The sequence below is a fragment of the Afipia sp. GAS231 genome, assembly GCF_900103365.1.
Lineage (GTDB): Bacteria > Pseudomonadota > Alphaproteobacteria > Rhizobiales > Xanthobacteraceae > Bradyrhizobium.
Window position 1 is genome coordinate 961,812 of the sequence record NZ_LT629703.1, and the last position, 15,431, is coordinate 977,242.

Annotated in this window: 19 protein-coding genes; 7 read left to right on the forward strand and 12 right to left on the reverse strand. The window is 64.1% G+C overall.

From position 1 onward, the window contains the following. Nucleotides 1-4: 4 nt before the first annotated feature. On the reverse strand, nucleotides 5-712 hold the full coding sequence (locus BLS26_RS04535) for a hypothetical protein (protein ID WP_092508811.1): 708 nt from the start codon (nucleotides 710-712) through the stop codon (nucleotides 5-7). Nucleotides 713-782: 70 nt separating this feature from the next. Continuing rightward, a complete protein-coding gene (locus tag BLS26_RS04540; protein ID WP_157676294.1) occupies nucleotides 783-1,901 on the reverse strand; it encodes a sigma-70 family RNA polymerase sigma factor in 1,119 nt (372 codons plus the stop codon). 239 nt (nucleotides 1,902-2,140) lie between these two features. Between BLS26_RS04540 and BLS26_RS04545 the strand changes: the two genes are divergently transcribed. Further along, the gene (locus BLS26_RS04545) at nucleotides 2,141-3,223 is read left to right on the forward strand and encodes an autotransporter domain-containing protein (protein WP_092508815.1); all 1,083 of its coding nucleotides are present in this window, start codon (nucleotides 2,141-2,143) and stop codon (nucleotides 3,221-3,223) included. Between the two features lie 70 nt (nucleotides 3,224-3,293). On the opposite strand, the gene BLS26_RS04550 is transcribed toward BLS26_RS04545, so the two are convergent. Next, nucleotides 3,294-3,509 (reverse strand): hypothetical protein, encoded by a 216-nt coding sequence (locus BLS26_RS04550; RefSeq protein WP_092508817.1) that lies wholly within the window; start codon nucleotides 3,507-3,509, stop codon nucleotides 3,294-3,296. 194 nt (nucleotides 3,510-3,703) lie between these two features. Here BLS26_RS04550 and BLS26_RS04555 point away from each other — a divergent pair, with 194 nt between their 5' ends. Then, nucleotides 3,704-4,639 carry a hypothetical protein gene (locus BLS26_RS04555; RefSeq protein ID WP_157676295.1) on the forward strand — a complete coding sequence of 312 codons (936 nt, stop codon included), beginning with the start codon at nucleotides 3,704-3,706 and terminating at the stop codon, nucleotides 4,637-4,639. Nucleotides 4,640-4,852: 213 nt separating this feature from the next. Next, nucleotides 4,853-5,371 carry a hypothetical protein gene (locus BLS26_RS04560; protein WP_092508822.1) on the forward strand — a complete coding sequence of 173 codons (519 nt, stop codon included), beginning with the start codon at nucleotides 4,853-4,855 and terminating at the stop codon, nucleotides 5,369-5,371. Nucleotides 5,372-5,430: 59 nt separating this feature from the next. Here the strand turns inward: BLS26_RS04560 and BLS26_RS04565 are convergent, their stop codons facing one another. After that, nucleotides 5,431-5,832 carry a DUF6156 family protein gene (locus BLS26_RS04565; RefSeq protein WP_092508824.1) on the reverse strand — a complete coding sequence of 134 codons (402 nt, stop codon included), beginning with the start codon at nucleotides 5,830-5,832 and terminating at the stop codon, nucleotides 5,431-5,433. Nucleotides 5,833-6,218: 386 nt separating this feature from the next. Between BLS26_RS04565 and BLS26_RS04570 the strand changes: the two genes are divergently transcribed. Then, a complete protein-coding gene (locus BLS26_RS04570) occupies nucleotides 6,219-7,106 on the forward strand; it encodes a dienelactone hydrolase family protein (protein ID WP_092508826.1) in 888 nt (295 codons plus the stop codon). Between the two features lie 361 nt (nucleotides 7,107-7,467). On the opposite strand, the gene BLS26_RS04575 is transcribed toward BLS26_RS04570, so the two are convergent. Both BLS26_RS04575 and BLS26_RS04580 read right to left on the reverse strand, forming a co-directional pair. Further along, the gene (locus BLS26_RS04575; RefSeq protein WP_092508828.1) at nucleotides 7,468-7,977 is read right to left on the reverse strand and encodes a hypothetical protein; all 510 of its coding nucleotides are present in this window, start codon (nucleotides 7,975-7,977) and stop codon (nucleotides 7,468-7,470) included. A 134-nt stretch (nucleotides 7,978-8,111) separates the two neighbouring features. Continuing rightward, a complete protein-coding gene (locus BLS26_RS04580; RefSeq protein WP_092508830.1) occupies nucleotides 8,112-8,414 on the reverse strand; it encodes a hypothetical protein in 303 nt (100 codons plus the stop codon). A 108-nt stretch (nucleotides 8,415-8,522) separates the two neighbouring features. Between BLS26_RS04580 and BLS26_RS04585 the strand changes: the two genes are divergently transcribed. Next, nucleotides 8,523-8,789: a hypothetical protein gene (locus tag BLS26_RS04585; protein WP_092508832.1), complete on the forward strand. Its 267-nt coding sequence runs from the start codon at nucleotides 8,523-8,525 to the stop codon at nucleotides 8,787-8,789. Here BLS26_RS04585 and BLS26_RS04590 read toward each other — a convergent pair. Both BLS26_RS04590 and BLS26_RS04595 read right to left on the reverse strand, forming a co-directional pair. Next, nucleotides 8,761-9,291, reverse strand: a complete 531-nt coding sequence (locus BLS26_RS04590; RefSeq protein WP_092508834.1) for a gamma carbonic anhydrase family protein — start codon at nucleotides 9,289-9,291, stop codon at nucleotides 8,761-8,763. The genes BLS26_RS04585 and BLS26_RS04590 overlap by 29 nt on opposite strands. 72 nt (nucleotides 9,292-9,363) lie before the next feature. Then, nucleotides 9,364-9,693, reverse strand: a complete 330-nt coding sequence (locus tag BLS26_RS04595; protein WP_092508836.1) for a hypothetical protein — start codon at nucleotides 9,691-9,693, stop codon at nucleotides 9,364-9,366. A 208-nt stretch (nucleotides 9,694-9,901) separates the two neighbouring features. Between BLS26_RS04595 and BLS26_RS04600 the strand changes: the two genes are divergently transcribed. Then, the gene (locus BLS26_RS04600; protein WP_371360777.1) at nucleotides 9,902-10,618 is read left to right on the forward strand and encodes a hypothetical protein; all 717 of its coding nucleotides are present in this window, start codon (nucleotides 9,902-9,904) and stop codon (nucleotides 10,616-10,618) included. A 47-nt stretch (nucleotides 10,619-10,665) separates the two neighbouring features. Here the strand turns inward: BLS26_RS04600 and BLS26_RS04605 are convergent, their stop codons facing one another. Beyond that, nucleotides 10,666-10,884 carry a DUF3126 family protein gene (locus tag BLS26_RS04605; RefSeq protein ID WP_092508838.1) on the reverse strand — a complete coding sequence of 73 codons (219 nt, stop codon included), beginning with the start codon at nucleotides 10,882-10,884 and terminating at the stop codon, nucleotides 10,666-10,668. Nucleotides 10,885-10,990: 106 nt separating this feature from the next. Further along, the gene (cysE, locus tag BLS26_RS04610; RefSeq protein WP_092508840.1) at nucleotides 10,991-11,818 is read right to left on the reverse strand and encodes a serine O-acetyltransferase; all 828 of its coding nucleotides are present in this window, start codon (nucleotides 11,816-11,818) and stop codon (nucleotides 10,991-10,993) included. 243 nt (nucleotides 11,819-12,061) lie between these two features. Here cysE and BLS26_RS04615 point away from each other — a divergent pair, with 243 nt between their 5' ends. After that, a complete protein-coding gene (locus BLS26_RS04615) occupies nucleotides 12,062-13,408 on the forward strand; it encodes a hypothetical protein (protein WP_371360778.1) in 1,347 nt (448 codons plus the stop codon). Here the strand turns inward: BLS26_RS04615 and BLS26_RS04620 are convergent. Then, nucleotides 13,394-14,149, reverse strand: coding sequence for an alpha/beta fold hydrolase (locus BLS26_RS04620; RefSeq protein WP_092517623.1), 756 nt, complete (start codon nucleotides 14,147-14,149; stop codon nucleotides 13,394-13,396). The two genes, BLS26_RS04615 and BLS26_RS04620, sit on opposite strands and share 15 nt — an antisense overlap. A 39-nt stretch (nucleotides 14,150-14,188) precedes the next feature. Then, a complete protein-coding gene (locus BLS26_RS04625) occupies nucleotides 14,189-15,337 on the reverse strand; it encodes a hypothetical protein (protein WP_092508842.1) in 1,149 nt (382 codons plus the stop codon). Nucleotides 15,338-15,431: the final 94 nt, after the last annotated feature.

Sequence of the window (15,431 nt, forward strand, 5' to 3'; positions counted from 1 at the left end):
CCGCCTATTTCTTGACGGCGCCGTCGCGCTTGGGCTCGGGCGGATCGCAAGGATCCTTTGGCTTCGAGCCGTCGGACGTTTCCTTCGCAGCCGGCGCGGCCGTCTTTGACGTCCCGGCCTTCTCGGCGTCCTTCTTGATCTTGTCCCTGCAGGCCTTCACCCGGGCGGCTTCGATGTCCGCATCGGAAACGTTGCTCAACTCCGGCTCGCCGCCTCCGCCTCCAAGCCGGCTGTTGATCATCATGCCAGCGGGCACCGCGACCACCGCAACCAGCGCCGCGACCATGGCCAGCGCCAGCCGCTGTCGCGGCAGCAGGTCGGCGAGCGAAAGGCTCCATCGCGCCCGCGCCTCTGCCGGCCGCGGCGGGGCCGGAGCGAATTCCGCACTGGCGCGCGCCAGCAAATGCTTGGGAACTTTCACCGGGCTGTCGGCAATCGAGGACACGAGGTCGGCAGCCGATTCCATATCGGCGCGCAGGCCCGGATCTTGCGCCAGTGCGCCGGCCAACTTGTCCCGCGCAGCGCCCGTCAATTGGCCGTCGATAAAGGCCGCCATAGCGGCGGGATTACCGGCATTGGCATCCGCCGACGCGTCGCTAAGCCCTTCCGACAGCGTCGCTGCCAGCCGGGAGCGCAGCCGATCCGAAGGCTGCCCGGCCGCGGGCGGCTCATCGAGCAGACGTTCGATCTCGCGTTTGAAGTGGTCGGTCATGGTTTGTTCATCCCGGTCGAGGCTATCTTCATAGCCAGACGGACAAGGTCGATTTTTTTGACGGGGAATTTCATTTTTTTCCGAACCTCGTCGCAATCTCGCTCAGCCAGCGCTGCGACCGTTGTTTCAAGCGATAGACTTCTTCGACAGGGAGCTGCATCGCGCGGGCGATTTCGCGCGCCGGCATCGGATCGGTCGCCGAGAACACGATCTGAAGATAAAGACGGTCTTGCGGCGGTAATTCGGCGGCGGCAGCCTTGACTGCGGCCAGCAGCGATGCGCGGGTCTGTTCTTCCTCGCTTTCCAGGAGTTGATCTTCGGGAGTTCCGCCGGAATCCGGGACCGACAATCCCTCCCCGTCCTCTCCCGAACTGTCCAGCGAGACCAACTGGTTTCGCGGTGATGCGGTGGCCGGCGCCAATGGCACGAGTTCGGCAAGACGCGCCATCGCGGCTCCAATCTCCGCAGCATCGGGATCGCGCTCGAAGCGGCCGCGCAATGTCATCGCGAGCCGGTCGGCGTCGGCCGCGTGCATGTTCCAGACGATGGCCGTGTAAATGTCCTGGTCGAGTTGCGGAAGGCGCGCGACCGCTGCGGGAAGCCGTCGCCTCGGCGCATCACGCCGGACCAGATCAATCAGGATGCGTTCGGCAATCGTGAGAATGAATCCGGTAAAGCTGCCAAGCCCGTCATAGGCACGGATCCGGCGATAGTTGTCCTCGATGAACTTGAGACAAACCTCCTGATAGGCATCGTCACGCTGGCCGGTGCTGGCTTCCCTGGGAAATCGCTGCGCCACCCGGCGACGAATATCCGTCCCGAAGAAGCGTTCGAAGCGGGACCAGCTCTTGCCCGGCGCCTCGACGAAACTGCGCGCCAGCCGGTCGGCCAGAATATCGCGCGCGACGATGGCGAGATAAGTGGAGAGGCGCCCCTGCCCGTCGAACGGCCTGAGCCGCGCATAACCGTCAGCTTTGAGGCCCTCGATCACCCCGAGGAACGCTTGCTCGCCCTCCGGTCCGTCGCCTTCGAGCTTGACCACGACCGACCAGAGCGTATCGGCGGTGGCGTCCAGAAACCGTTGCGCGGCAGCCGAATCCCCGGCCAAAACCGCTTTCACAAGGTCCAGTTCGGGCCGCGGATTCGCTTGAAGCATGGACCAATCCCACAGGGGATGCTCAGGGTTCAAAAAAGCTAATACAGGTCGGCCCACCTGCACAAAGGAAAAACCCGGGCTTTCTGTTCTTCAGGGTAGAGGCCGACCCCCTACGGGCGCGGGATTTCCGGGGAATTGGGATTTTCCTTGCCCCGGTGTGTCTTCGGCGCACTAGCCCTTTTCGCCCCGTGTGGCCCAATACGACGGTCAATTCCGGGAAATTTGTAATTCAGAGAATTCCTCTCACTGCGGGGGCGCATGTGAAAATTTCTGTGACATTATCCAGAACAGGTATTGTCGCGACGCTGGCGATCACCGGTATCGCCGGCGGCGGTGCGACGCAGGCCAAGGCCGACATGGTGCTTGAGCAGTATATCAACCTCAACGCCGTTCAGAACGTCTTGTGGTCGGCAAAGGCCCCGCTGCAGCGCTGGGGAATGGCGCCCGGATCTGGAACGGGCGTGGCGGCGTTTAGCGGCGAAAGATCCGAGTTCGACAGCCGGCACCCGTTCGAACAGAGCGTCTGGCATGCCTTCGACGCGCTCGGCTACGCCAAGGCACCGCCGATGGCGGCAGCACCGCCGCCGACCTGGCTCTATGGCGTCAATGTCATCGGCGCCATCGACGAAACAAGATCGGGCGGCGTCGGGACGTCCGCGCCGAGTGGTACCGTTGCCGTCGACGTCACCAAGATCGGCATCTTCACGACGAGCGACGCGCTGACATTCGTGGCGACCGGTACGGGAATTTGGGCCCACACCTTCGGTCTGGATATCAACACGTCCGCCGGCGCCGGAACGCTGGCCTACACCAATGGCGGCTTCTCCGCCGACTTCACCACGTCGGCGACCTGGTCGCGCCCCAGCGCGTTGAACGGCGGCGTTGCGCCGGCCGCCAGCAGCTCGATCAGCTACACCGGCAACGCCCAGTACAAATACGATCTGCCGTACAAGTTCTACATCGAGCCCACGATCGGCGTGACCTATACGGAGCTGTACACCGCGAATTTCGGCACCAAGACGGGTGACAGCACGGAATTTCATGCCGGCGCCCGCATCGGCACCGAGATGATGTGGATGACCTACAAGATTCAGCCACAGATCGCCGGCCAGGTTTTCAAGAACGTCTCGCAATCCGGAATCCTTGCCGGAGCCGTGCCCGGCCTGCCGGTGGCGCTCGTCTCCACCGATGCCGGACTGGGTGCCCGCGGATCCGGCCGGATCAACGTGATCTGGACCCCCAATTTCTCGTCCTTCCTGGATGTCCATGGCATGGGGTTGGCGGGAATGAAGACAGCAGGGTTTGTCGCCACGCAGACCATCGGCGGCTCGGCCGGCATCCGTTACAGCTGGTAACCTGACTTCGAAGTCTCCGCAGCGTGCAAAGACGCGCTGCGGCGGCGTGGCTGCAGTCTCGGCCGGACGATCAGGTCCGAAGCTGGATTGACTGGCCGCAAAACGGGCAAAAGCGAACGGCACTCTCCAGTACGGCTTCACCGCCGCCCTGCAGCGGCGTCTTGGCAACGGTCAGCTTGAGCGCGCCCTCTTCGACGAAGAAGTGACGTCCATTGGGGAAGGACATGGCAGTCGCCATATCCTTGCAGCAGGCATCGAAGTTCTTACCGGCTTCCCCCTGCCCCATACTGACGCTCCCCGAAATCTCGATCCCGCAATGATATTAGCAGACGATCGCGCAGGGAATTCACCTTGCCTCGGCGGATCTGCCAGCGCCGAAGAATTGTCTCCAGGCGCAAAAATCCTCCTGCAAAAAAACCAGGCGGGTCCGTCCTTGGGAACATCGGGCCGGATTGACCGCCCCAACCCAGGAGAATGACCATGTTTTCATTTGCAAATCGCAAGTTCGCTCTGGCCCTCAGCGCCACGGCCCTGCTCGCCAGCGTATCGTTCGCGACCAGCCCGGCATCCGCGACGGACCGGTATGTCGGCGGCGGCATGTGGGAGCGCGCGGGCACCGGCGCTGCCTTGCCCGGTCCCGGCGATCGTCCGGTCGGCGGTGGCATGTATGAGAGAGCCGGCACCGGCACCACGCCGAACGGCGACCGCCCCGTCGGCGGCGGCATGTACGAGCGGGCCGGCACTGGCACCACGCCGAACGGCGACCGTCCGGTTGGCGGCGGCATGTATGAGCGGGCCGGCACCGGCACCACACCGAATGGCGACCGCCCCGTCGGCGGCGGCATGTATGAGCGGGCTGGCACCGGCACCACACCGAATGGCGACCGCCCGGTCGGCGGCGGCATGTACGAGCGGGCCGGCACTGGCACCACGCCGAACGGCGACCGTCCGGTTGGCGGCGGCATGTATGAGCGGGCCGGCACCGGCACCACACCGAATGGCGACCGCCCCGTCGGCGGCGGCATGTATGAGCGGGCCGGCACCGGCACCACCCCGAATGGCGACCGTCCGGTCGGCGGCGGCATGTATGAGCGGGCCGGCACCGGCACCAGGTCGAATGGCGACCGTCCGGTTGGCGGCGGCATGTACGAGAAGGCCGGCACCGGCACCAGGTCGAATGGCGACCGTCCGGTTGGCGGCGGCATGTATGAGAAGGCCGGCACGTCGAGGTTAGCTGCTCCGATCGGCAAGTCGGCTTTCGCTCGCACGATCACAACGGCGGTCCATGCCAACGCTCCGGCCGTGCACACGCCTGCGATCACCTCGATCCACACGACCGTCGGCGCAGTGCGCATCGTAACGGCGCCCACCCCTGTGGTGCGCATACCGACCATCACACCCGTGATCCGGCGCTAAGCGGATCAAGCTGTCACCAACAAAAAGCCGCCGGAAGATCCGGCGGCTTTCCCTGTGGTTGCGAGATTTGAATGGAAGGTCGCCCTGGAAAAGTCTGATTCCAAAGGGCTTTCCGGCGAGATTGGGTAAATAACCGGTAAATCCCGGGTTTGAGCGCCGTACAGCGTGTGATACTCTGAGACATTGCAAATCACGTCCGGCTTTTGGAGTCTCATGCCCGAACTCACCTCCCGGAATACCAGCTCTTTCGCACGCTTCGGCGGACAGCCGATCGCGATCGGCGCCGCGGCCCTTGCCATCGTCCTGTTGGGAATAGGCTCCATGACGGCCTGGCGCGCCTATACCGGCACCACGCCCGAGACCGATCGCGTTGTCGCGACCCGGCAATTGCAGGCGCGCACCGCGCAGGCCTCCGAGCAACTGGTCGAAAAGACCAAGGGCCTGGAAGCGACCCAGCAGGAATCAATCGACCAGCTCCAGGTGGTTCAGGACCAGTTGCAGACCGTGCGCCGGCTGTTGGCCGCACAGCAGGCCGACACGCGAAAGCTCTCCGAACAGGTCGGCACGCTGACGCAGTCGATCGAGGGGCTACGAGAATCCTTTGCGAGCGCGCAGGCTAACGAGCCGGCCTCCCCGCCCACGGCCCGCAAGCGGTCGGCCGGCGGATCGGCCAAGGCCAAGCCGCACGCGATCAAGAGCGCGAACCGCAAGCGCGGCAAGACGCAGGGCTAACGGACAGAGGCAGACGCCTGACGGCGTAACGCCCCGGATGCGATCCGGGCTGTCACGCGCTACCAGAAGAATCCCGCACGATCGCTTTGCCGATACTCCCGCACGGTCTCCACGCCATCAGGGTTGGTGGCCTTGACGCGCCTGAGCCTGCCGCTCGGATAGTACTCATAGACGTGCTCGAAGAAGACCGCGCCGCGAAGTATCTTGACGTTACGGACCAACCGATTGTCGGCATCGAAATAGCCGATCATGTAGGCATTCCCCCGGCCGGCGATGGCATCCGCCTCGTCCTTTGTAATCCGGCCGGTCAGGCGGATCGGAAGTCCGTAGCCGTCCCAGCCGCTGAAATATTCGACCGGATCGTGCTTGCGTGGTTTGCGCCGCCAGCCGATCCACCCGGCAAGCCCCACACCCAACATGACCAGCAGCAAGATCAGTGTTTTCATGGCGGCGGCAGCCACTCCGGGACGACGGTCCCCATCAGTCGCCAGCCCAAAGCCCCGCGTTCAACCTTGGCCGGCAGCCTTCATGGCGATTTCCGGCCTCGGAATGGCAAAAATGGGCCCGCCGGAACTTTTGTGGGCCGAGTGTGAACTGGTTCACATACGCCCGTGAGAATCCGCGTCATCCTGCAATTCACCGGATGGCGTGAGCCGATTTCAATGTCCGGGGCTGGCAAGGTCGTTGACGGTATACTGCGTCGACGGCCTTGTTTTTTGTGCCCCTACAATTGTCCCTTCGCGGCATGTCCTCATCGCCATGAACCAGCCAGATCCTCGCAAGCAGGTGATTTGCGTTCGTCCCGGTTTGTAAGCTGAATGCGCCTCCTGAAAATGGAGGATTCCCAATGAGTGCCGAACCGATGCTGACCTCGGATGTGATCGGACTGACAAAAATCGCACCCTTCTCGCGCCGTGGCTTCATGACCGCGTCAGCCGCGGTCGCCGCCGGTTACACGCTCGCCGCCGGTCCGGTGCGGGCCGACGTGATCAAGACCGACACCACCGGCCTCACCACCGGTGATGCCAAGATCAAGGTCGCGGACGGCGAGATGCCCGGCTATTTCGCCAGGCCCGAGGGAGTCAGCAACCCGCCGGTCGTGCTGGTGGCGATGGAGATTTTCGGCCTGCACGAATACATCAAGGATGTGACGCGTCGCCTCGCCAAGCTCGGCGCGCTCGCAGTGGCGCCGGATTATTATTTCCGCAAAGGCACCGACCTCACCAAGATCACTGACATCCCGCAGTTGTTGCCGATCGTGAATTCGAAGCCGGATGCCGAGCTGTTGTCCGATCTCGACAGCACCGTCGCCTGGGCCAAGTCGCAAGGCGGCGATACGTCAAAGCTCGGCATCATCGGCTTCTGCCGCGGCGGACGGACGGTCTGGGAATATGCCGCGCACAGCCCCGCGCTGAAGGCAGGTGCTGCGTTCTACGGGCCGCCGGTCGATCCGCCGAACCCGCTCTGGCCGAAAAGCCCGACGCAGCTCGCGCCTGACATGAAGGCACCCGTGATCGGTTTCTATGGCGAGGCCGACACCGGCATTCCCGTCGCCACCGTCGAAGCTCTGAAGGCGGCGCTCGCGGAGAACAAGAAGACTGCCGAGTTCAAGCTTTACCCGGGCGCCCCGCACGGTTTCCACGCCGACTATCGCGCCAGCTATCGCAAGGAAGCCGCCGACGACGCGTGGGCGAACATGCAGACCTGGTTCAAGAAGTACGGCGTACTAAGCTAGAGCGCGCAGCAGACCAGGCGCGCAGCCAAGGCTGCGCGCTGGCTGTTTGATACGGCCTATCTCACGCGATCGCGGGGACGATGCGCTTTCGACAGGGCATGCTTCGACGTTTGTTCGAATTCCCAGAGCACCCACACGAACGCTGTGCCCAAACTGACAACGATACCCAGGAAGACAAACGTCAAAGCCGGGGTGGTGAGCATGTTCAACATCCCTGCTGCGATGCAAACGGCGTACCACTACGCAACATAACGGCCTCGGTGATCAAAACACCGGGGCCGCAGATTTCATCCCCAATCGCTCATCTCCAAGGCTTCCGCCGAGCGCTCAGTTCGGCGAAACCCGTTGGAGAGCCAAGACTTCAGTTACACACCTGCACCGGACGGCTGCGCCAGCCATAGGGGGTCATCACGCGCTGCCGAACGACATAGCAGCCGCCATCTCCGTAACCACCGTCACCATAATAATACGAGTCGTCGTAGGCGGCTGGGTAGGCGCCGTAGTAGCCGTAGTCATAGTCGTCGTAGCCGTAACCGTAGAGGCCGTAGCCGACTCCAAGACCGATAGCCGCCGCAGCGAACGGAAATCCGCGGTGCCGAAATCCCCCGTGCCAACCGCCGCCATGCCATCCACCGCCGCCGATCGCAGCTGAACGGAAACCGCCACCGCCAATGGCCGCGGTGCGGAATCCGCCGCCACCCATTCCAATGCCTGCGGCTCGGAAACCACCGCCGCCAAACCCGCCGCCATGGAAGCCACCACCGCCGTGAAATCCACCGCCGCCAAACCCGCCGCGGGCTGACGCGGTGCCCGGCACGAGCACGGCAACTGACGCCATCGCGAATAACGCGATCATCGCTTTACGTAACATATCCCATCCTCCGTGATCATTCGCGTTGAACCGATCGACGCTTTCGGCGTCGGACCCATAGGATCGTGAAATAAATCTAGGACGAGTTGACGGCGGCCGCCTGAACAATCTGCTCACTTCTGCGCGACCGCACGTCAGCAGCCTCGGCAGATGCTGTTCAGCTTGCGGTCGATCGCCTTGTTCTCGGCGTTGATGGCGGCGTCAGTGCTGGTCTGCGGCGGTGGCGCCGTGCCCGTTCCGAGCGATCCCGCCGAGCCCGTCGTCACCCCCGGCGCCGTGTTCGCGCCTGATGATTGCGCGGTGCCGGCGCTATTGGTACCGGGCGTGGTCGCCGCGCCTGACGAGCTTGCTGCGCCGCTGCTCTGGGCCAGGGATATGGCCGGGGAAATCAGGATCGCGCCGACCGCGATCACGATAATTGCGGATGTCCGGATCATCGGAAATCTCCCTTTACAGCTTAACGGCAGCGCGCCCAGCTGGTTCCGGGAACTATCGGCTTCACCAGTCATTGAAGGCATCTCACGACCCCGACGAGGAAGAGCCGCGTGCGCAAGCTGATCGCGTTTGACGAAGACACGTTCGCCAAGCTGTCCGAGCTTGGGCGCGACCGGATGGCGACGATTCAGGAGCTGGCGGAGGAAGCGTTTGCCGACGTGCTCAAGAAACACGGCATCCCGATCGATCTCAAGGATGCGCTTCGCAAGAGCGCGGCCGGCTCGAAGACCGCCGCGCCGGTAAAGGACAGATCGAACAGGTCAACGAAAAGGAAACGGCGGGAGCGGCTTAGCCGATCTTCTTCAGGCCCTTTTTGAACCGTGGCCCGTTGAGGGCGTAGAATCTCGCCGCACTTCCCATCGCGGTGACCTGCTCGGGCGACAGCGTACGGATCACGCGCGCGGGCGAACCGATGATCAGCGAATGTTCGGGAAATTCCTTGCCCTCGGTGATGACAGATCCGGCGCCGACGATGCTGCCGCGGCCGATCCGGGCGCCGTTCATCACGATCGAGCCCATTCCGACCAGCGCACCGTCTTCCAGCGTGCAGCCGTGCAGGATGACGTTGTGGCCGACGGTGCAGTTCTTGCCGATCGTGAGCGGAAAGCCGCGGTCGGTATGGCAGGTCGAATTGTCCTGCACGTTGGAGCCTTCGCCGATCTCGATCCACTCATTGTCGCCGCGCAGCACCGCGCCGAACCAGACGCTGGCCTGCTCCAGCAGCCGCACCTTGCCGATGACGTCGGCGGTATCCGCGATGAAATAGTTGCCGCTTGCCGGAAGGTCAGGTCCCTGCCCGTCGAGTTCGTAGATCGCCATAACAAAAAGGTCTCCGTTCACGGAGACCTTGGCATGGCCGCTGGCGCGGGATCAAGCGAGGCAGATAAGGCCTCAGGCCAGCACCCCGGCGGCGCGCAACGTCATCAGGAAGAACGTGCCGGACATCAGGCTCCAGAAGCCCGCGAGCACGGTCGCCATCATCACGAACTCGAAGCGCCGGCGCTCGATCTTGGCGCCGCGCAGCGTGTTGCGCATGATGATGAAGGGAGCGGCGAACACCAGGAACGGCACGGCCGCAAATGTCTTCGGCGCCACGCCCTCGCCGAGCAGTGCGAAACCCGCGGGCCGCTCCGCCATCGCCTGATAGCCGCTGGCCAAGGCGCCTGCGAACGCAAAGCCGATGCAGAGGGAGAACAGGGAATTCAACGCATCGGGCGACATGGACACTTCCGCTACTCGACTAAACCGCGCCTGCTTTCGCAAAATCGCAGGCCTCCCGCCACCTCATCCTTAAGGAAAGGTTAACAGCCGACGGTTGCAACAGCGGTTGTGCATGGCTCTCCCCGCCACTATCCCGGCGAAATCATGCGGAACTGTCCGGACACATGGCATATTCGCCAGGTGATTCGAACTTAACGATGCCTCCTTTATGACCTTCCTCTCCACAGCCCAGCACATCGCCCGCGACACGCGGAAGGACCCGCGCGGCCACATGGTCCTGATCGTGGCGGCGGCAACGCTCACCGTGGGGGCCATCGCGCTGGTCGCCTATTTGCTGTGGCCGACCTGGGGCGCCAATCCTGCTGGCGGTCCGGAGCGATTGCCGGTCAGCGTCGGCACCACCCTGTTCAACGTGCCGACGTCGGCGATCCGCCGCAAGATCCAGCGCCATTCCGGTCCGCAGGAGCGCGTCGATCTCAGCTTCGTGTTCCCGTCGCTCGAGGCCCCTGAAGCGCCCAGGCACGTCAGCGCCGATATGGTCGAGGAAGGCACGCCGCAGCCGATCGACCGGATCTTCCTGTCGATATCAGCCCATCACGACACGCTGGCGCCCGACACCAGGGTCCGCACCATCTATCCGCGCTACCTCGACCAGGTCTCAACGCCGATCGACGACGGCTTGACGATGCGTGCGTTCCGCGACGGCTCGCCCTATGCCAATGAGGATCTGTTCTCGGCAGGCGCACCCGGCCTCAACGCCCGCTGCACCCGCGACGGCATGACGCCCGGCATGTGCCTTGCCGAGCGCCGCGTCGACGGCGCCGACCTGACGTTCCGTTTTCCGAGAAGCTGGCTTGCGCAATGGCGCGACGTGGCGAACGCGATGGAGCGTTTGACCGTGCAGATGCACGGGCCGAAGGGGTAGCGGCGCTACCCCGGGGATAGCAGCGCTATCCCCGACCTCATTTGGCCTCAGCCGAGATCGGCGAGGTCTTCCTCGAGGATTGCCATCTGGAACTGGAACGAACGATCGTCGTCCTCGTCATCGACGAACAGCACGCCGATGAACTCCTCGCCGATATAGACCTCGGCGGAATCGTCCTTTTTCGGCCGCGGCACGACGCGGATCTTCTGGTTGCCGAACACACGCTTGAGATAGGCGTCGAGCTTCCTGACTTCCTGAACGTCCACGGGTCGTCTCCAATCGGATTCTGAGATTTCCGGGACGTTTTAGGACGAGACGACGCCAACTGCCAGCCGTATCTTCACAAACCAGGCGGGCAGAAAGCCTTATGAATCAAAGCCCGATGGCGTTGAGCATCTGATCCATGGTGCGCGACGGCTCAGCGCAGCCGGCCTCACCCACGATCTTGGCGGGAACGCCTGCCACCGTGACGTTGTGGGGCACGGGCTTGACCACCACCGAGCCGGCGGCGATGCGGGCGCAATGGCCGATCTCGATATTGCCGAGAATCTTCGCGCCCGCCCCGATCAGCACGCCATGGCGAATCTTCGGATGACGGTCCTCGTTCTCCTTGCCGGTGCCGCCGAGCGTGACGCCGTGCAGGATCGAAACGTCGTCTTCGATTACCGCGGTCTCGCCGCAGACGAAGCCGGTCGCGTGATCGAGGAAAATGCCGCGGCCGATTCGAGCCGCCGGATTGATGTCGGTCTGGAACACCGCCGACGAGCGGCTCTGCAGATAATAGGCGAAATCCTTGCGGCCCTTTTGATAGAGCCAGTGCGCCAGACGATGGGTCTGCAACGCGTGGAAACCCTTGAAGTAGAGCAACGGATCGATGAAGCGCGAAGTCGCCGGATCGCGGTCGAACACCGCGACCAGATCGGCGCGGAAGGCGTTGCCGATATCGGGTTCGTCGCGCAGCGCCTCGTCATAGGTGCCGCGGATCAGGTCCCCCGACAGCGCCGGATGATCGAGCCGCTCGGCGAGGCGAAAGATCACCGACGCTTCCAGCCGCTCGTGATGCAGCACGGTCGAATAGATGAAGGACGCCAACTCCGGCTCGCGGCGAACGATATCTTCCGCCTCGCCCCGCACGCGATCCCAGATCGGATCGAGCGCGGCCAACTTCGAACCCTGCGGATTGACCTGATGCACTGCCATGGTTGCTCTCGCGAATTCGCATTTTGATGGGATATTATAGCACGGCGGCTGGACTTCTGTCCCGGGTGGCCTTCGGCAGGACCCCGGCCGAACGCCCCGGATCGGCACCGGGGTTAGTTCAAGGTGGTTGGCAATTTCCGGAAATCAAGCCGCGCCGCGTCCGACTATTGGAGAATTTCATGCTCCGCGGCATTCCCGGCATGCTGGCCCAAACCGGGGGGAAGTCACATCAACACGCAGATTTTGCGCGCGCGGATCGCCTATTCGCCGGCGGTCTGGATTACCGCCGCCGCCATCCCCCTGATGCTGCTCGCCCCTGCTCTTTGGAACGGCTATCCGCTGCTGCAGTGGGACACTGGCGGCTACCTGGCACGCTGGTATGAAGGCTATCTGGTGCCCAGCCGCTCGACGGCGTTCGGCCTCTATCTGCATTTCGGCGAGGATTCCGGCTTCTGGATCAACCTCGGGATCCAGGCGCTGGCCACATTGTGGATCCTGCAACTGACGCTGCGCGTGCTCGGCATGGCCCAGCCTTTGCGGCTTCTGGCGATCAGCCTGGTGCTGATCCTGACCACCGCACTGCCCTGGCTTGCCAGCATGCTCCTGACCGATATTTTCGCAGGCCTGTCGGTGCTGTCGCTCTTCATCCTGGCCGTGCATGGCGAGCGGACCTCGACGCCGGAGAAATGCCTGCTGTTCGGCCTGACGGCCTTTGCCGCCGCAACCCACAGCGCTACGCTCGCGGTGCTGCTCGGACTCTGCGCCGTGGGCTGGATCATCAGGCCATTTTCGCGCGGGCGGATTTCCCTCGCCGGACTGACGCAAGGCAGCCTCACCGTCGTCGCAGGTGCCGCGTTGCTGCTGTCGACGAATTTCGCGTTGTCGGGACAGGTGGCGTGGACGCCCGGCGGCTATGGCGTGGCGTTCGGACGAATGATGCAAGACGGCATCGTCGCGCGCTACCTCGACGACCATTGCCCGCAGCAGCCACTGAAGCTCTGCCCCTATCGTGACCGCTTGCCGGCCACCGCCGACCAGTTCCTGTGGGGCAACAGCATGTTCAACACGCTCGGCCGCTTTCAGGGGCTGAACGACGAGATGGGTTTCATCGTGCTGCATTCGCTCGCCGAATACCCGGCCTGGCAGACCGGCGCGGCACTTGCCGGCACAGCGCAGCAACTGGTCCATGTCGCCACCGGCGAAGGCAACAATGTCTGGCTCGGCCACACCTACGGGATTTTCGAGCACTTTCTTCCAGCCCAGTTGAAGGCGATGCGCGCAGCGCGGCAGCAGCACGGGCATCTCGACTTCACGGCGATCAACACTGTCCACGTTCCCGTGGCGCTGGCTTCGATGCTGCTGGCGGTGATCCTGTTCGGCCGTGGACTGCGGCTACGGCCGTTCGACGATCTGACGCTGCTGACCGGTACGGTCTCGCTCGCCTTGCTCGGCAACGCCGTGATTTGCGCCGTGATCTCCGGCCCGCATGATCGCTATGGCGCGCGGGTGGCATGGCTTGCGACACTGGTGGTGCTGATCGCAGCGTTCCGGCATTTCACCGGCAGCGACGAGCCGTCACGGTCGGCGTGACAGGAAGTCGGTAACGCCCGATTTGTAGACCTTGTCGCCGACGGCGCGCATGTGGTCGCGGTTCGGAATATCGAGCACTTCTGAGCCCGGAATGATCTCGCCGAGCGCTTGAGCCGAGCCCGCGATCTCGTCCGCGGTGCCGACCGCGATCAGCACCGGCACACCGGTGATCGCGGCAGCTTCCTCGCGCGTCATCAATCGCCGCGAGCCGCGCAGGCAGGCGGCGAGCGCACGGCGGTCGGAACGGGTCTGGTCGGCGAAGGCGCGAAAGGTGCGCCCGACCGGATCGGTGACGTCCTCCAGATCAGGCGCTTCCAGCGCCAGCGCCACGCTCTCGCCGGGGCCGCCGCCCTCGATCAGGCCGATGCCGATGCCGCCGAGAATGGCCGAGCGCAGCCGCTGCGGCGCCTTCAGCGCGAGCACCGCCGTCATCCGCGAGCCCAGCGAATAGCCCATGACATCGGCGCGGGCGATATCGAGATGATCCATCAGCGCGATGACGTCGTCGGCCATAACAGCGATCTCGTACTGCGCGGCGTCGTAGAGTTTGCCGGACTCGCCATGCCCGCGATTGTCGAGCGCAATGACGCGGCGGCCGTCTTTCTTCAGGTCGGAAACCCAGGTCGGATAGACCCAGTTCACGTTCTTGCTCGAGGCAAAGCCGTGCACGAGCAGGACAGGATCGCCCTCACCTTCGTCGAGATAGGCAATTTCAACTGCGCCGTTGTGGAAACTCGGCATCATGCAATCCGTTTTTGCCGTTTTTGGGGGATCAGAATTCTAGGCTTGGGCGACAGAGCCTGCCAGCGCGGGACCTTGCGGCAAGCGCGCCGCTGCGAGTTGCTTCCTGAGGCGGCGCGCCTTCTTGCGCCGCAGCCACGCCTCGGTGGCGCGCTCGGTGGTCGCCTTGATCGACGACAGGAAACCGAACAGCGCGAAGAGCGCGCCGAACACCCACATCGACAGATTGAACGCGCCGGCTGCCAGTAAGAGCGCACCGCGGCCGAGAATTTTCAGGATCGCGCGGGTTTGCCCACCCTTGGCTTCCGCCAGCCGCGCCGCACGGGCGACATCCTTCGGGCCCTCGGCAATCCGCAGCGTATCGAGCGCGCCGCGCATGCCGGCCTTTTCGCCGACGCGGCCGACGTCCTTGGCGAGCCGCACCAGCGCGCCGGCTTTTTCGGCGCGGAATGCCGCCTTGATCGCGCTGACGGTCTCGCTCGGGCGCAGCACGGAACCTGTGGCGACCGCCTGCTGCAGCACAGGTGCATCGACGACTTCGCGCGCCGAGCGGCCGGCCCACTCGGTCAGCCCTTCACCGAGCCGCCCGACCTTGCGGGCATCCTTGACCATGGTGAGGCCGGCGCGCACCGGCGCGGCACCGCCGACCGAGACATACGTCGCGGCGGTCACCGCAAGGCCGGCGGCCGCAAGACCCAGCACCAGCCGGTCGGTGTCCTCGCCCATCGCCAGATGCTTGCCTTCGCGCACGACGTCCCGGATATCGCCGAACACGAAGAGATCGCCGGCCACCGTACCCGACAGGCTGGCGACATCGTCGGCATTGCCGGTCACCAGACCGGTGGCGAAGCGTTTGGCAAAATGCGAGGAGGAACTGGTTTCCGTGACGGCATCGGCGACCCGTTTCGACAGCTCGTCGCCGACGGCGATGTTCCGCTCGCGCGCCAGTTCAACGAAGCTTGCCGCCAGATCGGCGTCGCCGGCCGTCAGCGCCGCCTCGATTTGGTCGGAGACCAACGCCGGGTTGTTTCGCATAGCAGAATTGACCTGCAGATCGGCCAGGTCAGCCGGGTCGTCCTGCGCGGCGAGCACCGCAAAGGCGTCGCGGGCATGCGGCGCCACTTGCGCGAGCGCCGTCACGCACACCGCCATACCAGCCAGCGCCAGACCGATCCGTAACCGCCTCATCAGAAAAATCCCGTGTTTTCGTCCCACCTGAGATGGGTATGCCGCTTTTACGACACAACGGCCCCGACGAAAGAAGGGCTTCTCTGGGACGACA